General features: G+C 71.5%; 16 protein-coding genes. 10 read left to right on the top strand and 6 right to left on the bottom strand.

Annotated features, from left to right (window positions below; genetic code table 11):
- The first annotated feature begins 58 nt into the window (after window positions 1-58).
- The 6 genes from ACYVGQ_RS13350 (at window position 59) to ACYVGQ_RS13325 (ending at window position 7431) form a co-directional block, all read left to right on the top strand.
- A complete protein-coding gene (locus ACYVGQ_RS13350) occupies window positions 59-1549 on the top strand; it encodes a family 20 glycosylhydrolase (RefSeq protein WP_460785131.1) in 1491 nt (496 codons plus the stop codon).
- Complete coding sequence (nagA, locus tag ACYVGQ_RS13345) at window positions 1546-2697, top strand: N-acetylglucosamine-6-phosphate deacetylase (protein WP_460785130.1); 1152 nt, start codon at window positions 1546-1548, stop codon at window positions 2695-2697. The genes ACYVGQ_RS13350 and nagA overlap by 4 nt, the downstream gene beginning before the upstream one ends.
- A gap of 423 nt (window positions 2698-3120) precedes the next feature.
- On the top strand, window positions 3121-5283 hold the full coding sequence (locus tag ACYVGQ_RS13340; RefSeq protein WP_460785129.1) for a sigma-70 family RNA polymerase sigma factor: 2163 nt from the start codon (window positions 3121-3123) through the stop codon (window positions 5281-5283).
- Window positions 5284-5292: 9 nt separating this feature from the next.
- Window positions 5293-5664, top strand: a complete 372-nt coding sequence (locus tag ACYVGQ_RS13335) for a YrdB family protein (RefSeq protein ID WP_460785128.1) — start codon at window positions 5293-5295, stop codon at window positions 5662-5664.
- Complete coding sequence (locus ACYVGQ_RS13330) at window positions 5661-7025, top strand: FAD-binding oxidoreductase (RefSeq protein WP_460785127.1); 1365 nt, start codon at window positions 5661-5663, stop codon at window positions 7023-7025. The genes ACYVGQ_RS13335 and ACYVGQ_RS13330 overlap by 4 nt, the downstream gene beginning before the upstream one ends.
- On the top strand, window positions 7018-7431 hold the full coding sequence (locus tag ACYVGQ_RS13325; RefSeq protein ID WP_460785126.1) for an NUDIX hydrolase: 414 nt from the start codon (window positions 7018-7020) through the stop codon (window positions 7429-7431). The genes ACYVGQ_RS13330 and ACYVGQ_RS13325 overlap by 8 nt, the downstream gene beginning before the upstream one ends.
- 50 nt (window positions 7432-7481) lie before the next feature.
- On the opposite strand, the gene nagB is transcribed toward ACYVGQ_RS13325, so the two are convergent.
- From nagB to ACYVGQ_RS13300, 5 genes are all read right to left on the bottom strand, one after another.
- The gene (gene nagB, locus ACYVGQ_RS13320; RefSeq protein ID WP_460785125.1) at window positions 7482-8261 is read right to left on the bottom strand and encodes a glucosamine-6-phosphate deaminase; all 780 of its coding nucleotides are present in this window, start codon (window positions 8259-8261) and stop codon (window positions 7482-7484) included.
- Window positions 8254-9228 carry an ROK family protein gene (locus ACYVGQ_RS13315; RefSeq protein WP_460785124.1) on the bottom strand — a complete coding sequence of 325 codons (975 nt, stop codon included), beginning with the start codon at window positions 9226-9228 and terminating at the stop codon, window positions 8254-8256. Before ACYVGQ_RS13315 ends, nagB begins: the two co-directional genes overlap by 8 nt.
- A 19-nt stretch (window positions 9229-9247) precedes the next feature.
- Complete coding sequence (locus tag ACYVGQ_RS13310) at window positions 9248-10435, bottom strand: ROK family transcriptional regulator (RefSeq protein ID WP_460785123.1); 1188 nt, start codon at window positions 10433-10435, stop codon at window positions 9248-9250.
- Between the two features lie 74 nt (window positions 10436-10509).
- The gene (locus ACYVGQ_RS13305; RefSeq protein WP_460785122.1) at window positions 10510-13752 is read right to left on the bottom strand and encodes a family 20 glycosylhydrolase; all 3243 of its coding nucleotides are present in this window, start codon (window positions 13750-13752) and stop codon (window positions 10510-10512) included.
- Complete coding sequence (locus ACYVGQ_RS13300; protein ID WP_460785121.1) at window positions 13743-14960, bottom strand: alanine racemase; 1218 nt, start codon at window positions 14958-14960, stop codon at window positions 13743-13745. The genes ACYVGQ_RS13305 and ACYVGQ_RS13300 overlap by 10 nt, the downstream gene beginning before the upstream one ends.
- Before the next feature lie 25 nt (window positions 14961-14985).
- On the opposite strand from ACYVGQ_RS13300, the gene ACYVGQ_RS13295 reads away from it, so the two are divergent.
- From ACYVGQ_RS13295 to ACYVGQ_RS13285, 3 genes are all read left to right on the top strand, one after another.
- Complete coding sequence (locus tag ACYVGQ_RS13295) at window positions 14986-15393, top strand: RidA family protein (RefSeq protein WP_460785120.1); 408 nt, start codon at window positions 14986-14988, stop codon at window positions 15391-15393.
- A gap of 149 nt (window positions 15394-15542) precedes the next feature.
- Window positions 15543-16028 carry a hypothetical protein gene (locus ACYVGQ_RS13290; protein WP_460785119.1) on the top strand — a complete coding sequence of 162 codons (486 nt, stop codon included), beginning with the start codon at window positions 15543-15545 and terminating at the stop codon, window positions 16026-16028.
- A gap of 141 nt (window positions 16029-16169) precedes the next feature.
- Window positions 16170-17642: a L,D-transpeptidase family protein gene (locus ACYVGQ_RS13285; RefSeq protein WP_460785118.1), complete on the top strand. Its 1473-nt coding sequence runs from the start codon at window positions 16170-16172 to the stop codon at window positions 17640-17642.
- 268 nt (window positions 17643-17910) lie between these two features.
- On the opposite strand, the gene ACYVGQ_RS13280 is transcribed toward ACYVGQ_RS13285, so the two are convergent.
- On the bottom strand, window positions 17911-20130 hold the full coding sequence (locus ACYVGQ_RS13280; RefSeq protein WP_460785117.1) for an NADP-dependent isocitrate dehydrogenase: 2220 nt from the start codon (window positions 20128-20130) through the stop codon (window positions 17911-17913).
- A 131-nt stretch (window positions 20131-20261) separates the two neighbouring features.
- On the opposite strand from ACYVGQ_RS13280, the gene ACYVGQ_RS13275 reads away from it, so the two are divergent.
- The gene (locus ACYVGQ_RS13275) at window positions 20262-20720 is read left to right on the top strand and encodes a GNAT family N-acetyltransferase (RefSeq protein ID WP_460785116.1); all 459 of its coding nucleotides are present in this window, start codon (window positions 20262-20264) and stop codon (window positions 20718-20720) included.
- Window positions 20721-20751 lie beyond the last annotated feature (31 nt).

The following is a 20751-nucleotide window of genomic DNA, read 5'->3' as shown; positions in this document are numbered from 1 at the left end:
GCCGAACTTCCCCCCTGCCGCTCTTGGCCGGGACAGCCCAGGCAGGTAGGTTTTGTTCATGGTCCTGCCCCTTGTCCCCCGCCCCTCGTCCGTCTCCGCCGACGCCGGAGAGCTGTCCCTCAGCCCGGCCAGCCGCATCCGCATCGACGGGGGCGCGGACGCTGCGGCGGCCCTCCTCGCCGCGGCGATCGAGGAGCGCACCGGCCTGCGCCTCGACGTCGCGGAAGGTCCAGCCGCCGAGGCCGACATCGTGCTCCGCCGCACAGCGGGCGACGGCGAGGGGTATCGCCTGAGCGTCGGCGCCCATGCGGAGATCGCCGGCGCGGACGCCGGTCTCTTCTACGGCATCCAGACCCTGCGCCAACTGCTCACACCTCAGGGCATGCTCCCCCGCCTCGTGATCGAGGACGCGCCGCGCTTCGCGTACCGCGGAGTGATGCTGGACGTGGTCCGCAGCTTCTTCGACGTCGCCACGGTGAAGGCCTTCATCGACCGTGCCTCCTCCCTGAAGTTCAACCGCCTGCATCTGCACCTCACGGACGATCAGGGCTGGCGCCTCGAGATCGCCGGTCGGCCGCTGCTGACCGAGCGCGGCTCCTCGACCGCGGCGCTCGGCCGGCCGGGCGGCTTCTACACGCAGGACGACTTCCGCGAGATCGTCGCCTATGCGGAGACCAGGCGCATGGTCGTCGTCCCGGAGATCGACCTCCCGGGTCACACCCATGCGATCGGCCTCGCCCACCCCGACCTCGTCGAGGAGCCGGTGCTGAACGAGGGGCTCGTGGCGCAGTCCGAGCAGCTCGGGCAGCCGCTGCCGGTGAAGGGCGAACCCTATCTCGGCTGGGGCGTCGGCCACTCCTCGGTCCGGATCCATCACGAGCCGACGTGGGACTTCCTCGGCGTCGTTCTGGGCGAGCTCGCCGAGCTCGCCCCCGGGCCGTATCTGCACATCGGCGGCGACGAGGCGCTCGGCACGGACCCCGCGGACTTCGACGCCTTCATCGAGCGGGTCACCGCCCTGATCGCGGGGCTCGGCAAGACGCCGATGGCCTGGCACGAGGCCGGGTCCGCCGCCGTCGCCGAGGGCACGATCGGCCAGTTCTGGGGCAGCGCGACCCCCTCGGACGCCCATGCCGAGCACGCCCGCCGGTTCGCGGAACGCGGAGGCGCGGTCGTGCTCTCTCCCTCGGACAAGGCGTATCTCGACCAGAAATACGACGCCGACTTCCCCCTCGGCATCAGCTGGGCAGGATTCATCGACCTGGAGACCGCGTATTCCTGGGAGCCCTCCGGCCTCGTCCCCGGACTCGCCGACGAGGCGATCCTCGGCATCGAGGGACCGCTCTGGGCGGAGACGCTGGAATCGCTCGCCGACATCGATCAGCTCTTCTTCCCGAGGGCCGCCGCCCTCGCGGAGATCGGCTGGTCGCCGGCAGCGGCGAAGGACTGGGAGGACTTCCGCTCCCGCGTCGGCGCTCTCGGCGCGGTATGGGATGCCTCAGGATGGGGCGGACGCCGCCCGGCGGAGATCGATGGGAGCTCCCGATGACCTCCACGCTGATCCACTCCGCGCGCCTGATCTCCGCCGGCGACGACATCGCAGACGCCTGGGTCCGCTTCGAGGAGGGCCGCGTCACGGCGACCGGCAGCGGCGACGAGCGGCCGGCCGCCGCGACGGTCATCGACGCCGCCGAGGTCGCGGGGCCTGGCGCGATCCTCGCTCCCGGCTTCATCGACATCCACGGCCACGGCGGCGCCGGCGCCGCCTTCGACGACGGCCCTGACGCGATCCGCACGGCTCGCGCGCTGCACCGCTCCCACGGCACGACGCGAGCGGTGATCTCCTTCGTCACCGCACCCGTGGAGGATCTGATGCGACGCGCCGCAGAGGTCGCCGACCTGATGTCGTCGGACCCGGAGATCCTCGGTTCCCACCTGGAGGGCCCGTTCCTGGATCCGGGCCACAAGGGAGCGCACGAGCCGACGCTGCTGCGCGCACCGGTCGCCGACGACGTCCGGCGCCTGCTGGATGCGGGACGCGGCACCGTGCGCCAGGTCACGATCGCGCCCGAGCTCCCCGGCGGCATCGAGGCGATCCGGCTGATCGTCGCGCACGGCGCCGCCGCGGCCGTCGGGCACACCGACGCCGACGCCGCGATGGCCGAGCGCGCCTTCGAGGCGGGGGCGTCGATCCTCACCCACGCCTTCAACGCCATGCCGGGCATCCACCACCGCACGCCGGGCCCCGTCCTGGCGGCGGCCGCCGATCACCGTGTGATCCTCGAGGCGATCGCGGACAACGTGCACCTGCATCCGTTCGTCATCAAGCTGCTGTTCGACTCCGCCCCGGGGAGGGTCGCGCTCGTGACGGACGCGATGGCCGCCGCGGGGAGCGCCGACGGGCACTACGACCTCGGGGCGGTCAAGGTCACCGTCCGCGACGGCGTCGCCCGCACGGATGCGACCGGAGACATCGCCGGCTCCACCCTCACGCAGGACGTCGCCCTGCAGCGCGCCGTCCGGGCGGGCGTGCCCGTGGCGGACGCCGTCCGCGCGCTCACCGAGACGCCGGCGCGCGCCATCGGAGTGGAAGCGTCGTACGGGCGGCTGAAGGCCGGGCGCATCGCCGACGCGGTCCTGCTGAACGCGGACCTGCAGGTGCAGCGCGTCTGGGCGGGGGGCCGGCTCTCGTCCTGACCGGCATCGGCGCGATGCACCCGCAGCGTCGCGGCCGGGGCGGGAGGCCGCCGCGCTCCCCAGCGGCGGCGGCCTCGTTCCCCCTTTGCACAGAGCAGGGGGCCCGGGAACTCCTCCCCCGAGGATCCCGGACCCGCCTGAGCCGGCGCAGTTGCCCCCCGCGCCGGAACCGTTCGGACGCCGCCCCCCGGTGGTGTCGAACAGTGTTCTCCGATGTAAGGGACGAGCCGCCCGGGGATTCATTACGCGAATCCCAGAACTTTTTTCCTGAGTTCTCTCTCCGACCTCCCCGGGATTTCCCTCCGACTTGCGCCTGGGGCTGGTCAGGCTGGGAATTCGGAGGGAGAATGGGGAAGGCGCGTGATGAGGATCCGATTCACGCGTCTCCTCATGTGAAGCCGACGAGAGCTTCACGAGACCTGGATGACCGTGCCTGATCAGAACAACATCGACGAGACCGCTGCCGACCACGACCTCGTGCTGCGCACCCGCTCCGGCGACCGGGGCGCCTTCGGCGAGCTCTGGCGACGCCACTACCCGTCGGGGCTTGCGGTCGCGCGCTCGATCACGTCGAGCCTGGACCCGGACGACCTCGTCCAGGAGTCCTACACCCGCATCTACAACGCCATCCTCAAAGGCGGAGGGCCGAACGGCTCCTTCCGCGCCTATCTCTTCACCAGCATCCGCAACACGGCCGCAGCGTGGGGCAGGGCGCGGCGCGAGACCGCGATCGACGAGATGGAGACGGTCGCCGATCCGGACAGCTCCGAGCAGGCCTCGGAGGAGGCCCTCGACCGCAGTCTCACCGCTCAGGCGTTCCGCAGCCTTCCCTCCCGCTGGCAGGAGGTGCTCTGGTACACCGAGATCGAGCAGATGAAGCCCGCGGAGGTCGCACCGCTGCTGGGCATGAAGGCGGGCGCGGTCGCGCAGCTCGCCTTCCGTGCGCGCGAGGGCCTGCGCGAGGCGTGGATCCAGGCGCACCTGCGCAGCGCAGAGCCGGGCTCGGAATGCCAGTGGACGATCGAGCATCTCGGCGCGTACTCGCGGGGCAATCTCAGCAATCGCGATCGCAAGAGGCTGGATCAGCATCTCTCGGAGTGCGCGCGATGCATGATCGTGGCCGCCGAGGCCAAGGACGTCTCCGACCGCCTCGCCCTGGTCCTGCTGCCCCTCGTGCTCGGCGTGGCCGGCTCCGCGGGATACCTCGCCACCCTTCAGGGCGGCGGCGTCCCGATCGTCGCCCTCGCGATGCCGTCCGGCGTCATGACGGCGGGCGGAGCGGGTCACACCGTCGGCGCCGTGGGCGCGGGCGTCGGTGCGGGCGCCGGGTCGGGCGCGACCGCGGGCGGCTCGGCGGGCGGGTCGGCCGGGGCCGGCGGAGCGGTGACGGGGATCGGCGCCCTCGTCGGCGCGGGCTCCGCGGCGCTCGTCGTCGCGGGAGTGGTGGCCGCGGCCGCGATCGTTCCCGGCCTGGTCGCCGCGCCCGCGATGACCTCCCTGCCCAGCGCCGGCGAGGTCGCGGACTCCCCCTCCATCCCCGCCGAGGTAGGCCCTGACGAGACGCTCGATCTCATCGAGGACCCGGTGCTCGTCATCGACGAGCCGGTAGAGGATGAGGCCCCCGTCATCGAAGAGCCTCTCACGCAGAATCCTCCGATCGCGTCGCCCCCCGAGGAGCAGACGCCTCCGTCCGAGGGCAGCGGCCCCGGCGACGACGAGGAGCCGGGAGGCGGCGGGACGGACCCGACCGATCCCACCGGCCCGACGGACCCGACAGACCCCACGGACCCGACCGACCCCACCGGCCCGACAGACCCCACCGATCCGACTGATCCCACAGATCCGACAGACCCCACGGACCCGACCGATCCCACGGACCCCACGGACCCGACCGATCCCACGGACCCCACCGATCCCACGGACCCGACGGACCCCGTGCCCACAGCGCCCGTCGAGCTCCAGGCGACGAGCATATGCCTGGACGACGACCTCATCACCTACGTATCGCTCGACGTCCTCGGCACCCCGGGCGCCGAGCTCCAGGCGTTGCTGGACGGCAGCGCCGGCGGCGCGGACGATCAGGTCCTCGGCGAGGACGGCACGGCCGTGGTCAGCCTGCGGCCGACCCTGCGCCAGATCGTCCGGGATGCGGACGTGGAACTGCACTACGTCACCGATGACGGCCCCGCTTTCCCGTTCACGACGACGCTTTCGGACCTCGGGGTGACGCCGCTTTCGGTGCTCCTGGCCCCCGGCTGCGAAGCTCCTGCCGGGGAGGCTCCATCGGACGAGAGGACTTCCGTCCAGGACGAGGCTCTCGCCGATGAGCAGGCCCCGGCCGGAGAGGATGCGCCGGTCGAGGAGACGGCTCCCGTCGAAGACGCCCCGCTCGCCGAGGAGACCGCCTCGGCCGAGGAGTCGACGCCCGCAGAGGAATCGGCCGCGGTCGAGGAGACCGAGCCGCCGGCATCCGAGGAGGCTCCCGCGCCGAAGGCCGCCGACGAGGTCCCCGCGGCCGCTGACGAGATCGTCGCGAGCGCCGATGGCCTCCCTCTGCCCGAAGAGGACGCCGCTCTCGCCGAATAGACTGGGATCATGACCTCCCAGACTCCGGCCGAGCCGGGCGTGAGCCGCCCGCAGATCACTCCGCTCGCCATCGTCCGGGTCGTCGTCCTCCTCGTCGCGATGGCCACCCTGGCCCTGTGGGGCCTGGGCACGTGGCCGCTCCCGTGGAGCATCGTCGTCGGCGTCGGCGCGCCGCTCGTCGTGCTCCTGGTGTGGGCGCTGTTCCTGTCCCCGCGGCCGGTGCTGAGACTGCATCCGTTCCTGCGCGCCGCGGTGGAGCTCCTCGTCTACGTCGGCGTCACGATCGCCTGGTGGTCGATGGATCAGCCCTGGATCGGGATCGGATTCGCGATCGTCGCGATCGTCGCGGGGCTGATCGCCGGGCGCAGAGCACTGGCATGAGCGTCGCGACGCTCCTGCGCGATGCTCTCGGCGGCATCGTCGACACGACCGAGGCGTCCCTCGAGGCCGCTCGCGCCGACAGGTCCGGACATGCGGCGCCGGGCCGGCCGTTCGCCGTCGTCCACGCCGAGACCGTCGAGGATGTGCAACGGACCATGCGCATCGCGACCGAGACCCGCACGCCCGTCGTCGTCCGCGGCGCCGGCACCGGTCTCGCCGGCGCCGCGAACGCCGGGGAGGGCGAGATCGTCCTGTCGACGCGGCGGATGACCGGCATCCTCGAGATCCGTCCCGACGATCTGATGGCCGTCGTCGAGCCGGGCATCCTGAACGCGGAGCTCAACACCGCCCTCGCCGCACACGGCGTGTGGTGGGCCCCCGACCCCGCGAGCCGCGACATCTCCACGGTGGGCGGGAACATCGCCACGGGTGCGGGCGGCCTGCTCTGCGCCAAGTACGGCGTGGTCAGGGATGCCGTCCTCGGCGTCGACCTGGTGCTCGCGGACGGACGGCTGCTCCATCTCGGGCATCGCACCGTCAAGGGCGTGACCGGCCTGGATCTCACCTCGCTCGTCATCGGCTCCGAGGGCACCCTCGGCGTCATCGTGGGCGCGACCCTGAAGCTGCGCCGGCTCGTCCCCGGGGGCACGTGCGCGATCGCGGCGTCGTTCCCGTCCGCGCGGGCGGCGGCGACCGCATCCGCCGCGGTGACCGCCGCTGGCCTGCAGCCTGCGATCATGGAGCTGATGGATGCGGCGGCGCTGGCCGCCGTGCACGATCTGCTCGCTCTCGCCCCTCCCCCGCCCGGCACCGCCCAGCTGACGATCCAGACCGACGGCCCCGCCGCCCGGGAGGAGGCGCAGCGGATCTCGGAGGTCCTCTCGCGCCACGGCGGATCGGTCGCGCTCTCCGAGGACCCTGCGGAGGGCGAGCGCCTGCTCAGCGTGCGGCGCTCCATGCACGCGGCGATGGCCGCGCTCGGCACCACGCTCATCGAGGACGTCTCCGTGCCGCGCAGCGCACTGCCGGCGATGTTCGACGAGATCGCGGCCATCGAGCAGGCCTACGGCATCACGATCCCCACCGTCGTGCATGCCGGGGACGGCAACCTGCACCCGAACTTCATCGTCGACGGTCCCGGGATCCCCGACCGGATCTGGGATGCCGCCGGCGACCTCTTCCGCGCCGCGATCCGACTGGGCGGGACCCTCACCGGCGAGCACGGCATCGGGACGCTCAAGGCCCGATGGCTCGCCGCCGAGCTCGGCGACGACCAGTGGCGGCTGCAGCGCGATATCACGAGGGTGTTCGATCCGCTCGGCATCCTGAACCCGGGGAAGGTGTTCTCAGAGCATGCCTGACATCCATGTGAGCGCCGCGATCATCCTGGACGACGACCGTCGCGTGCTCGTGGTGCGCAAGCAGGGCACCACGAGCTTCATGCAGCCGGGCGGCAAGCCGGAGCCCGGCGAGACCGCGGCGCAGACGCTCGCGCGCGAGCTCGAGGAGGAGCTCGGGCTGCGGGTGGCCGAGGACGACCTCGCCCCACTGGGCTCGTTCACCTCGGCCGCGGCGAACGAGCCGGGTCATCGGGTGGTGGCGGACGCGTTCCGGATGACGGCCCGCCCCGGCGACGTCTCCGTGCGGGCGGAGCTCGCTGAGCTGCGCTGGATCACCCCGGCCGACGTCGCGACGCTGCCCCTCGCGCCGCTCAGCCTCGAGCATCTGCTCCCGCTGGCCTGGCCGGAGGCCTTCCCCGCCCGCTGAGCGAGCGGCTCACCCGAGCCCGAGGCTCTTGCATCCGACCGGTTCGGAGGTCAGATCCCCTGCCAGGCCGGCTTGTTGGCGTAGGTGTAGCGGTAGTAGTCCGCGAGGGCGAGCTCGGACGCCGCCTCCTCGTCGACGACGACCGTGGCGTGCGGGTGCAGCTGGATCGCCGAGCCGGGCAGGAAGGCGGAGAGCGGTCCCTCGACAGCGTCGGCGACGGCCTTCGCCTTCCCGGAGCCGAACGCGAGGAGCACGAGGTGCCTGGCCCGCAGGATCGTGCCGAGCCCCTGGGTGATGCAGTGCATGGGAACCTCGTCGATCGTGTCGAAGAAGCGCGCATTGTCCTGCCTGGTCTGCTCCGTCAGGGTCTTGACGCGCGTGCGGGAGGCGAACGACGACCCCGGCTCGTTGAAGCCGATGTGGCCGTCCGTGCCGATCCCGAGCACCTGCAGATCGACGCCGCCGGCGGCTTCGATCGCCGCCTCGTAGTCCGCTCCTGCGTGCTCGATGCCGTCGAGGGCGCCGTTGGGCACGCGGATCAGCTCGGCGTTCAGGCCGAGGGGTTCGACCACCTCGCGGCTGATGACCGAGCGGTAGCTCTCCGGATGCGAGGGATCGATGCCGACGTACTCGTCGAGGGCGAAGCCGCGCACCCGCGAGACGTCGATGCCGGACAGTGCAGGTCGCAGCGCCTCGTACACCGGCAGCGGGGTCGACCCCGTGGCGAGCCCCAGCACGGCCTCCGGCCGTCGACGGATCAGCGCGGCGATCTCCGCGGCGACGAGTTCGCCCGCCTGGGCCCTGTCCTGGACGATGATGACTTCAGCCACGGGATGCGGTCTCCTTCTTCGGTGCGATTGCTGCGGATGCGCCGACGAGCGCGGCGCCGAGTGCCGCTGCCGGCGATCCCGCCGGCAGCAGTTCGATTCTCTCGTGCAGGCGGAGCGAGCGCAGGAACCGCGAGCCCTCCGCCTCACGATGAAGGGCGGCGACGATCTGTGCGCGCAGCCGATCTCCGAGCGCCGTGATGCCGCCTCCGATCACCACGGTCTCGACGTCGACGGAGAGGACGAGCACGCGGACCGCGGCGGCGGCGCCCCTGGCGAGATCCGCGCGCAGCTCCCGCGCGAGCGGATCGCCCTCCTCCGCGGCGTCGAAGATGTCGCGGATCGGCAGCGCTCCGGGACGCTGCCATGCCTTGGCGAGCGCTCCCCCGCCGCACAGGGTCTCGATGCAGCCGCGCTGACCGCAGCCGCACACGCGCCCGTTCGGGTCGACGCCGATATGGCCGACCTCACCGGCCGTGCCGCGCGCTCCGCGCCAGATCCGCCCTTCCGAGACGATGCCCGCAGCCACGCCGGTGCCCAGGTTCAGGTAGGCCATCGACGTCTCGTCGCCGCGCAGCGCCGCCGCGCCCAGGGCGGCCGCCTTCACATCGTTCTCCACGGCGATGGGCAGGCTCAGGACGGCGCCGGCCCGCGCCGCGATGTCGAGGGACTCCACGCCGAGGTTCACGGCGTGGAGCACGCGGCCGCTTCCCGGCTCGACCAGTCCCGGCACGCCGACGCCGACGGAGGAGATCCCGCTCCGGTCGAGGCCGCTCTCCTCGCGGAGCGCGTGCACGCCGGCGACGATGCTCCCGACGACCGCATCGTCGCCCCACCCCGTCGGCCGTCGCACACGGGCGACGATCGTGCCGTCCGGGGCGACGGCGACGGCATCGGTCTTCGTCCCGCCCACGTCCAGGCCCACTCGTACGCGCCGATCCCGCGGGTCGGCGGATGCCAGCTGCGCCATCAGCGCGCGTGCTCCGGCGTCATGAGACGCCCAGCTGGCTGGACAGCACCATCACCGCTGCACCTCGCAGGACGATGTCCTCCTGGCGGGTGAGACGGATCACGACGTCCTCGAACACGCCCTCGAGGGTCCGTGCGCGCAGCGTCTCGGTGGCGGCGTCGATCAGCGTGCCGTCCATGAGGTCGGCGGGTCCTGAGATCACCACCTCACCGAGATCCAGGGCGGCGACGATGGGGGCGATCGCGATGCCCATGCGCGTTCCGGCGTCCCGCAGCAGCTCTTCGCGCGAGGCCGGGTCCGCGGCGATCGCCGTGGTGAGCCTTCCGACGCTCAGCCATGCCTCGAGGCAGCCTTCCTTGCCGCACGCGCAGCGCGGGCCGCCATCGGTCCCGACGACGACATGGCCGATCTCGCCGGCGGCGAATCGGCTGCCCAGCAGCGGCTGGCTGCCCGTGATGAGCCCGGCGCCGACGCCTCGGCCGACCTTGATCAGCATGAAGTCGGCTCTGGCCTCGCCGAAGGTGTACTCCGCCAGGACGGCGGCGTTCGCGTCGTTGCGCGCCAGGACGGGAAGATCCAGATCGACGCCGAGGCGCGCCTCGAGGGGGAAGTCCGTCCAGGCGAGGTTGGGCGAGCTCATGACCATGCCGTCCGGGCGGACGATGCCCGGGGTGCCCACGCCGACGCCGAGCAGCGGCGCGGTGGACGCATCGACCAGCCGGCGCGCGAGATCGAGCGCCGCCGCGTACATCGCAGAGCCGTCCGCCTCAGCGGGCCGCTCCACCTCGTGACGGCTCAGCACGGCGCCGTCCAGGCTCAGCACCGCGCCTTCGAAGGCGAGGGGACCGGAGAGGTCGAGACCGATGATCTGGTGTCCGTCGCGATCGATGTCGATGAGGATCGGGGGCTTGCCAGGACCCGCCGTCTCGCGGATCCCCTTCTCCACGACGATGCCGTCGGCGATGAACTCCGCGACGAGGTCGGAGATGGTCACGCGGGTGAGCCCGGTCTCCCTGGACAGGTCGGCGCGGCTCATCGCCCCCGCGTGATAGAGCGTCTGCAGGACGAGAGCGCGATTGTGCCCTCGAGCCTGCTCGGGGAGCACCTTCGTGCGCGAGCGCAGATGACGCGCGGGTCCGAAGCCGTGCGCGTTCGCGCCGGCGTAGTCGATCGACGCCGCGACGCCCATCCCATCCGATTCGGACATGTTTGTTAGTAGACCTTACGAACAAAAATTGCGCAACCTCTGCCCGGCACGCCGCCGGGAGGGTTACCGAAACGTTACTTTACTTTCGAAGCATCCTGGGATGCTTCCCTGGCGATGATCCCCGCCACCAGGCCGGCGACGATCTCCTGCCTCGCCTCGACCGTCATCGGCTTCCCCGCCACCCCAGGACGACGCTGCTCGGGCGCAGGGCCGTCGAGAGGACGATACCGCACACCGGCGGCCGCCAGCCGACGCAGCTGCACGGGCAGCCTCCGCGCGAAGCCCTCGAACGGTGCGGGCTCGGATCCGGCCCACAGCCGCTCCGCGATCGCGGAGAGCCGGGGGAACATCGCATAGTCGACTCTGTCGCGCGTCGCCAGATGCTCCGTCCAGGTGTTCGCCTGCCCTCCGAGCGCACGCTCGTCGATCGTGAGGCGATAGGCGTCCTCCACCGTGAGCGGAGGGCCGACCGGAGCAGGCTCGTCCTCGGAGGTCGACTGCCGGTAGTCCAGGTACACCTCGAGATCGGGGCAGGCGACGGCCGGGATGCCACGGCGCAGCGCATCCTGCAGGGCGACGGGTCCTCGCCAGGCGAGGATCCCCACGCCGTCGGGCGCCTCGCCCTCGAGCACCTCGTCCCAGGCGAGCGCCGTGCGCCCTCGAGACCGCACGTGGGCGACGAAGTGGGCGGTGAACCACGGCTGGATCTCGTGGACCGACGTCATCCCATGCTCCGCCATGAAGGCGGCCGCGGCGGGGCTGCGCTCCCACTCGGCGACGGGGACCTCGTCCCCGCCGATGCCGATCCACTCCGCGTCGAAGACGTCGCAGAGCGCATCGATGGCCGCCCGGCCGAAGGCGAGCGCCTGCGCCGTCGGCGCGAGAGTGCGTTCGTTGACCCCGAAACGCTCCCAGGGCGCGGCGACGGGCTCGCCGACGTCCGGATTCCCCAGCTCGGGATAGGCCGCCAGCGCAGCCTGCACGTGTCCCGGCAGCTCGACCTCCGGGATCAGCGTCACGAAGCGCTCCGCCGCATAGCGGACGAGACCGCGCAGCTCCTCGGCCGTGTAATGGCCTTCGTGCACCCCGCGCTGCACGACGGCATGCGGACCGTGCCCCTGCTGGGTCTCCTCCCGGCGCGCGCCGATCGTCGTGAGCAGGGGGAAGCCGGGCACCTCGAAGCGCCATCCCTGATCGTCGCTGAGATGCAGATGCAGCACGTTGAGATGGTGCGCGGCGAGGAGATCGATCAGGCGGCGGACGTCCTCGGCGGGGCGGAAATGGCGCGCGACGTCGAGCATCGCCCCGCGCCATCCGAAGGCGGGGCTGGATCGCCAGACGCCCGCGGGCAGGACGGAGCCGAGCGGATCCTCGGGCGAGCAGAGCTGGCGCAGCGTCGTGACGGCGCGGAACACGCCGACCGGCGCACCACCGCGCAGCTCGATCCGCTCGGAGGCCACCACGATCCTGAAGGCCTCATCGCCCACGAGTCCCTCGTCGACGAGCAGGGCTATCGTCGGGGCATCGGGATCGGCGGCGCCGAGTCCCAGCGAATCCCTCAGCCGCTCCGCGACGCCGGCGAGCTCTGCAGACGCCTCGACCCGCGCGCCCCGACGCAGTCGGAATCCCCTCGCCTGCGAGTCGATCCGCGCGGCCGCTTCGGGGACGGTCGCGCGGTGCGGCGGCGGCGGCATGCGCAGGGCGGAGCCTGGCTCCGCCCCCGTGACACGGGAGCCGGCCACCACGACGATGCCGGAGACGAGGACCTCCACGATGCCGGTCGGCGCCCTCCGCGGGTCCTCGAAGGTCGCCCCCGCGGCGATGCGCTCCGGGTCGAACAGGACGAGGTCGGCGGTGGCGCCCGCGCGGATGACGCCACGGGGGGCATCGCCCCTGTCCAGGCCCAGACGCCGCGCCGGCGTCCCCGCGAGGTGACGGACCGCCTCCTCGAGGCTCAGCACGCCGAGCTCGCGCACGTAGTGCCCGAGGTACCGGGGGAAGGCGCCGAAGCCGCGCGGGTGGGGTTTGGCCCCGATGAGGATGCCGTCGCTGCCCGCCGTGTGCCGCGGGTGCCGCATGATCTCGCGGACGTTCGCCTCGTCGCCGATGTGCATGAGGATGCCGGTCGCCCCGTCGTCCTGGACGATCGTGTCCAACACGACGTCCACGGCGGCCCGCCCCGTGGAACGGGCGATCTCGTCGACGCGGCGTCCGACGAGGCCGGACAGCGCGGGATTCGCCACGCCGGAGATCTCGATCGTCGACCAGTCCGCGGGCTCGCCGTGGAAGCCGTCGCTCCCGATCTCGTCGAGCTCGACGCGCACCTGCTCCCGCCCCGCCGCGTCCAGTCCCCTGAGCGTTCCGAGGAGATCGCCGGAGGTGGACAGCCTGCTCGGCAGCAGCGCGGCGAGCGTCGTCGCGCCGGGCAGATACGGATAGGTGTCGAGCGTGACGTCCACGCCGTCCGCGAGAGCCTCGTCGATGAGGGCGAGCAGCTCGGACGCCCTCCCCCGGTTCGGCGCGAAGTTCATGGTGGCGTGGGTGAGGTGGATGGGGCAGCCGGTACGGCGGCCGATGTCCAGCGCCTCCCGGTAGGCGTCGAGCGCTGCGGCCCCGTAGCTGCGGGTGTGCGGCGCCCAGTACCCGCCGCGTTCGGCGACGACCAGGCACAGCGCCTCGAGCTCCGCAGTCGATGCGTGCATCCCGGGGGTGTAGGTCAGGCCGCTGGACATCCCGAAGGCCCCGGCGTCCATCGCCTCGCCGAGGAGGTCGGCCATCGCGGCGATCTCCTCCTCCGTCACCGCCCGCCCCTCGTGTCCGACGACGATCATGCGAAGGTTCCCCTGCGGGACGAGGACGGCGACGTTCCCGGCCGTCGACCGGTCGATCGCGGCGAGGAATCCGTCCATGCTCCGCCACCCGACGGCGCCGGCGGGACCGTTCCAGCCGGCGATCTGCGCGGGCACGGCCACGGCGCTGCGCTCGTCGAGCGGAGCGTAGCCGAGGCCGTCCTGGCCGATGACCTCGCAGGTCACGCCCTGGAGGATCTTCGCCGTGTGCGCAGCCCCTTCGAGGACGGCGAGATCGCTGTGGGCGTGCATGTCGATGAAGCCGGGAGCCAGCACGAGCCCCCGTGCATCGATCTCCTGCGATCCTGCCGGCAGCTCGAGCTCGGCGCGTTCGGCCACGGCGACGATCCTCGCCCCCTCGACGGCGACGTCGGCCACGAACCGCTCGGCGCCCGTGCCGTCGACAACCGTCGCGCCCCGGTAGACGCGCACCCGTCCGGCCGCCGCCTGCTGCGCGCTCAGAAGCATGTCGCCACCGCTCCGATCACGAACGGATCCGCCGCGTCCGGGTCGTCGATGACGGGGACCACCCGCCACTTGTCGAAGGCCGTGCAGGGGTGCGAGAGTCCCATGCGGACGACGTCGCCGACGGCGACCGCGGCATCCGCGGAGAGCCGGAGGAAGGCGTGCTGGTCGTTCAGCGCGATGACCTCGCCCGAGACGCTCTGCGGCGACGGCAGATCGATGTCGAAGGGCACGTCGCGCCGCCCGATGTCGAGGATCGCCAGCCCGTCCTCCGGCTGCGAGACGACCCGCCCCCAGCCGTGCATCGCGGAGCGCAGCGGCGGGGTGTCCAGGGCGGCGCCGAAGGGCGACATCCTCGTGTAGAAGCCGTCGTCGTGGATCTGGAACGCCCCGGAGCGGAGCACGATGTCCGCATCGTCGCGCTGGGCGCTCAGCACCGCGGCCGCCCGATCGGGGAACGAGCTGCCGCCGGCCGTCAGCACCGGCCGGACGTCCTCCGGATAGCTCAGCCTCTCGTGCAGGTCCACGAGCGTCTCGAGGTACGCGTCGACGGCGGCGAGGGACGCCGGGCCGCGATCCGCCCCGAAGGGCCCCTCGTATCCGGCGACGCCGGCGAGCCGCAGTCCCGGGGCCGAGGAGATCGCCGCGGCGATCGCCTCGCCCTCGGCCACGGTGCGCGCCCCGGTGCGGCCGCCCATGCCCCCGAGTTCGACGAGCACCTCGAGCGGATGCCGCGCGTCCGTCGCCGCTGCGGCGAGCAGCTCGACCGTCGCGACCGCATCCGCCCAGCAGAGGATGCGCAGTCCCGGCCTCTCGACGAGCAGCTCCGCGAGGTGCGCCGCCGCGGCGGCGTCGGTGACGGAGTTCGCGATCAGCACCGTCATCACCCCGGCATCCACGGCGACGCCCGCCTGCCACGGGGTCGCGACCGAGATCCCCCAGGCTCCGGCGTCGAGCAGCCGCTCCCAGAGGGCCGGGGACATCGTGGTCTTGCCGTGCGGCGCCAGCAGGACGCCCGACTCCGCCGCCCAGGAGAACACCGTCCGCTCGTTGTGCGCGAGCGCGGCCTCGTGCACGGTCAGCACGGGCGTCGAGAAGTCGGAGAGGCGCAGGCCCGCGGAGGCCACCTCGGACACGCGCAGCCCGTGCGCGCGCCCGGGGAACGCCTTGGCCCAGGGGCCGAGAACGGGATCCGGATTTTGTAGGGGCACCTAACAAGGCTACTAGGGTGGAGGCATGAGCTCGAAGACCCGTATCTCCACCGATGCAGCCCCCGCTCCCGCGCACACCTTCTCCCAGGGCGTCCGCAAGGGGCCCTTCGTGCAGGTGTCCGGCCAGGGACCCGTCGATCCCGTCACGAACGAGTACCTGCACCCCGGGGACGTCGCGGCGCAGACCACGCGGACGCTGGAGAACGTCAAGGCGATCGTCGAGGCGTCCGGCGCCTCGTTCGACGATGTCGTGATGCTGCGCGTCTACCTCACCAAGCGCGAGGACTTCGCCCTCATGAACGAGGCGTACGGAGCCTTCGTCACCGCGCACACGCCCAGCGGGGTGCTGCCCTCGCGCACCACGGTGTTCACCGGCCTCCCCCGTGAGGAGATGCTCGTCGAGATCGACGGCATCGCCGTGGTCGAAGGCTGATCCGCACCCCGAGTTCCGCCCGCATCCGCGCCGCGCATCCCGCGCATGGGCATTCCTCCCCATCGTGGGTCGCCGCTGCGGTGTGCTTGACTCATACCCGTTCGAACGTCCCGCGTCGCCCCGCGGCGCGCCACCGGAGGGGAAGCATCATGAATCGCACCATCGCAGCCTGGACGATCGCGGCCGTCGCCGTACTCGGCCTGACGGCCTGCTCCGGAACGCCCAGCGCGTCCGATGACACCGCCTCCGACGACACCACGTCGGAGGAGACCACGACCGAGGAGACCACGACAGACCAGTCGGTGGCGGACGCCTGCGCGCTCGTGACCCAGCAGGTCACGGACGCGACCAGCGACCTGTCGACGCTCGACATCTCCGCGGCGTCCTCCGACCCGCAGGGATTCGTCGACGACTTCACCGCGACCGTCGACGCCATCGGCGCCGCGGCCGACTCCGTGTCCAACGAAGAGGTCAAGACCGCGGCGACGGCCATCTACGAGGACTTCGGCGAGCTGCGCGACCTGCTGTCCAAGGTCCTGATCGACGGCGACACCTCGGTCGCATCCGAGCTGAGCACGATCTCGACCGACGTGACCGAGTCCGCGACGGCGCTCAGCACGCTCTGCGCCGGCTGACAGCCCCTCGGCACGGCCCCCGCGACCCTTCGGTCCGGGGGCCGTGCTGTGCGCCGTGTCACAGTGAACCGTTGCCGTTCCGTGACACTGATCCCGTACCATGGGCACGTAAGCGTCACGCCGACCACGGGGGGTGAGATCGTGACCGATCTCGTTGCCGCACCTGGCTCTGACACCGCCGCGACAGAGGTGGTCTCCGAAGCCGTTCCTTCCGGTGCCTCCGGAGCCGGGGAGAACCCGCCCCTGGAGTGGGCTCCGATCGAGCCGACGCCCAAGAAGAGGCGCATCGGGCTGTGGGTGGGCATCGCCGCGGGCGTCGCCGTGCTGGGCGCGGCGGCCGCATCGCTCGTGCTCATCGCTCCGGGCACCAGCGTCGCGGGCATCCAGATCGGCTGGCAGACCCCGGGCATGGCCGCGGAGACCATCGCCGGCCGCCTGGCCGACACCGAGATCACGCTGACCGGCGCAGGCGGCGACACCGTCATCACCGGTGCCGACCTCGGCGCGTCCCTCGACGCCGAGTCCCTTGCGAACCAGGCCTTCTCCGAGCGTCCGATGTGGAACATCGCCACCTGGATGGCGGATCCGATCGCCGCCCCGATCGCCATCGACCAGGATGCCGCGCAGAGCGCCCTGCGCAGCGCCGTGCCCTCGTCCTTCACCGACGCGACCGACGCGACCGTCGCCTTCGACGCGGCATCCGGAGCCTACGTGACCACGGCGGCCGAGTCCGGCACGGGCATCGACGTCGAGGACCTCACCGCGGCCTTCGTCTCGGCGGTCGCCGAGGGCAGGAGCGAGCTGGAGTTCTCCGGAGACCCGACCGAGGCGCCGCCGGCCATCTCCGATGAAGAGGCCTCTGCCACGGCAGAGGAGCTCAACGGCATGCTGGCCGGCATCGGCTTCTACGTCGGCGAGGAGCGCACCGTCCCCGTCGAGCCCGCCGTCGCCGCCGAGTGGATCACGGTCGTCCCCGAGGACGGCGAACTGGTCATCAAGGCGGATGAGACCGCCATCCAGACCGCAGTCGACACCCTTGCGAAGTCGGTCAACCGCGCCGCGGTGAACGCCAAGACCGTCGTGAACTCCTCCGGCGAGGTTCTGCGCGAGATCACGGCCGGCGTCAACGGGCGCGAGCTCGGCGACGTGAGCACGGCGGCCTCTGACTTCGCCGCGCAGCTCAGCGGCGGCGACGCCGCCTACGCGCTCCCCGTCGAGGAAGTGCCCTTCCAGACGACGGACGTCGTGCGCAAGGTCGAGGTGAACCTCAGCGAGCAGCGGCTCTATCTGCTCGAGAACGGCAAGGTGATCGACACCTGGCTGATCTCCAGCGGCAGGCGCGGCAACGACACCGAGACGGGCACCTACGCCATCAAGTGGAAGCTCGAGAGCCAGAACATGGGCCGCGAGGACACCACGGTCAAGCCGTTCTACTACCAGCCCAATGTGCGCTGGGTGATGTACTTCAACGGCGACCAGGCGCTGCACGGCGTCTACTGGCACAGCAACTGGGGCAACCGCATGAGCCACGGCTGCGTCGGCATGCCGAACTACCGCGCCCAGCAGATCTACGAGTGGGCGCCGCAGGGCGTCGAGGTCTGGGTGCACAACTGATTGAGGCGAGAGCGGAGTGTGCTCGCTCCGCCGAGCCGATGGAAAGTTTGTCGAGCCCCGCGAACACAACTGATTGAGGGGCGGGAGTCCCCTCGTCCGTCTCCCGCCATCGTTCCGTGCGCGGGACAGATGTCGGGAGAAAGGACGGATGTCGGTCGATCCGGCCGAATCGGGCCGACATCCGTCCTCTCGGCCTCCGGCCGTGCCGGTACGGACGACGAGGGCCGGATGCGCGAGGCATCCGGCCCTCGTGTCGTGCTCCCGCGTCTCAGGCGATCGCGTCGATCACCGTGTTCAGGGTGGCCGAGGGACGCATGACCCGGGCGACCTTGGCCGCGTCGGGGCGGTAGTAGCCGCCGATGTCGGCGGGAGAGCCCTGCGCCGCGTTCAGCTCCGCGACGATCTCGGTCTCCTTCGAGGCCAGCTCTGCGGCGATCGGCGCGAAGGTCGCCGCGAGATCGGCATCCTTCGTCTGCGCGGCCAGCTCCTCCGCCCAGTACAGACCGAGGTAGAAGTGGCTGCCGCGGTTGTCGATCGTGCCGAGCGCGCGGCCCGGCGAGCGGTCCTGCTCGAGGAACGTCCCGGTCGCCGCGTCCAGCGTCTCGGCCAGCACGCGCGCCTTCTCGTTGCCCGTGCGGTCGGCGAAGTGCTCGAGCGATGCCGCCAGGGCGAAGAACTCGCCCAGCGAGTCCCAGCGCAGGTAGTTCTCCTCCACGAGCTGCTGCACGTGCTTGGGCGCAGAGCCCCCGGCACCGGTCTCGAACAGGCCGCCGCCGGCGAGCAGCGGGACGATCGAGAGCATCTTCGCCGAGGTGCCCACCTCGAGGATCGGGAAGAGATCCGTGAGGTAGTCGCGCAGCACGTTGCCCGTCACGGAGATCGTGTCCAGCCCGTGGCGCAGGCGGGCGAGCGTGTACCGCGTCGCCTCCTCCGGCGCGAGGATCGTGATCGTGAGGCCCTTGACGTCCAGCGTCGCGAGGCCCTGGTGGACCTTGGCGATGATCTGCGCATCGTGCGCGCGGTTGGCGTCGAGCCAGAACACGGCAGGGACCCCGGTCGCACGGGCGCGGGAGACGGCGAGGCGGACCCAGTCCATCACCGGGATGTGCTTGGTCTGCGTGGCGCGCCAGATGTCGCCGGCGCCGACCTCGTGCTCGATGAGCACGGTCCCCTCGCTGTCGACCACCTGCACGGTGCCCGCCGAGGGGATCTCGAAGGTCTTGTCGTGGCTGCCGTACTCCTCGGCGGCCTGGGCCATCAGCCCCACGTTCGGCACGGTGCCGATCGTCGCGGGGTCGAGCGGGCCGTTCGCGATCACGTCCTCGATGACGGCCTGGTAGACGCCCGCGTACGAGGAGTCGGGGATGACCGCGAGGGTGTCGCCCTCTCCGCCGTCCTTGCCCCAGAGCTTTCCGCCGTTGCGCACCAGCGCCGGCATCGAGGCGTCGACGATGACGTCGCTGGGCACGTGCAGGTTGGTGATGCCCTTGTCCGAGTTGACGTAGGAGAGCTTCGGACCCTCGTCGATCGCACGCTGGAAGACGGCGGCGATCTCCTCGCCGCCGGCGACGCCGGAGAGGCCGGCGAGGATCGAGCCGAGCCCGTCGTTCGCGCTGAGCCCCGCCTCGGCGAGCTGCTCGCCGTACTGTGCGAAGACGTCGGCGAAGAACGCCTTCACGACGTGGCCGAAGATGATCGGGTCGCTGACCTTCATCATCGTGGCCTTGAGGTGCACGGAGTACAGGACGTCGTCCGCCTTGGCCGTCTCCAGAGTCTCCGCGAGGAACGCGTCCAGCGCCGAGGCCGACAGGAAGGTCGCATCGATGATCTCGCGCGGGAGGACCTTCAGCCCCTCCTTGAGCACGGTGACCGTGCCGTCCGCTGCGATGTGGCGGAAGCTCAGCACGTCGTCATGGGCGGCGACCCAGGACCGCTCGTTGTGCTTGAAGTCGTCGTGGCCGAGGGTCGCGACGCGCGTCTGGGATCCCTCGGCGAACGGCTTGTTGCGGTGCGGGTGCTTTCGCGCGTAGTTCTTCACCGCGAGCGGCGCTCGGCGGTCGCTGTTGCCCTCGCGCAGCACCGGGTTCACGGCGGATCCCTTGATGCGGTCGTAGCGGGCGCGGATGTCCTTCTCCTCGAGCGAGCCGGGCTCGTCCGGGAAGTCGGGCACGTCGAAGCCCTTCTGCTGCAGCTCGGCGACGGCGGCCTTCAGCTGCGGGATGGATGCCGAGATGTTCGGCAGCTTGATGATGTTCGCCTCCGGGAGCGTCGCGAGCCCGCCGAGCTCGGCCAGAGCGTCGCCCACCTGCTGCTCCGGGGAGAGCTTCTGCGGGAACGCGGCCAGGATGCGGCCGGCCAGCGAGATGTCGCGGGTCTCGACGTCGATACCCGCCTTCCCCGTGTAGGCCTGGACGATCGGGAGGAAGGAGGCGGTGGCGAGAGCCGGCGCCTCGTCGGTGTAGGTGTAGATGATGGCGTCGTCGGTCACCGCGAGATTCTCCGTTCACGAGGGCATTTGTCTCGATACCAAGATACCTGAGCGCCCGGCGCGCCGTTCATCCGGGAGAATCACGACGTTCGGCTGATGCCGCGGACAGCGGGAACCGTTACCCTGGGCATATGTCCGAACTGCGCGTGGTCGAACTCTCCGCCGCGACGATCGTCGCCGTGAACACCCTGTCCCTCAAACCGGGGCAGGAGCAGTTCCTCGCGCCCGTCTCCTACGGGATCGCCGCCACGGTGATCAATCCGCAGACCTCCTGGCAGCGCGTCGTCCTCGATCGCAACGAGGTCGTCGGCTTCGTCAGCGCCAACTTCGATGTCGAGGCGCCCGAAGAGCACTTCCGCTCCATCCTGTGGCGCATCAACGTCGACGCCGACGATCAGGGCCGCGGCGTCGGCCGGTTCGCCGTGGAGGCGCTGGTGGATGAAGCCCGTTCGCGCGGCTTCGACCACGTGGACGTGATCTATGAGGCCGGTGAGGGGGGTCCTGAGGCCTTCTTCAACCGCGTCGGCTTCTCACCTGTCGGTGAGACGGAGTACGGCGAGGTCATCGCCGAGATCCGGATCCCCTCCTAGACCGGCGGCGGGGCCTCGGATTCCCTCCCCC

Source organism: Microbacterium tumbae (assembly GCF_054780175.1).
This window is presented reverse-complemented; position numbering and strand designations above follow the sequence as displayed.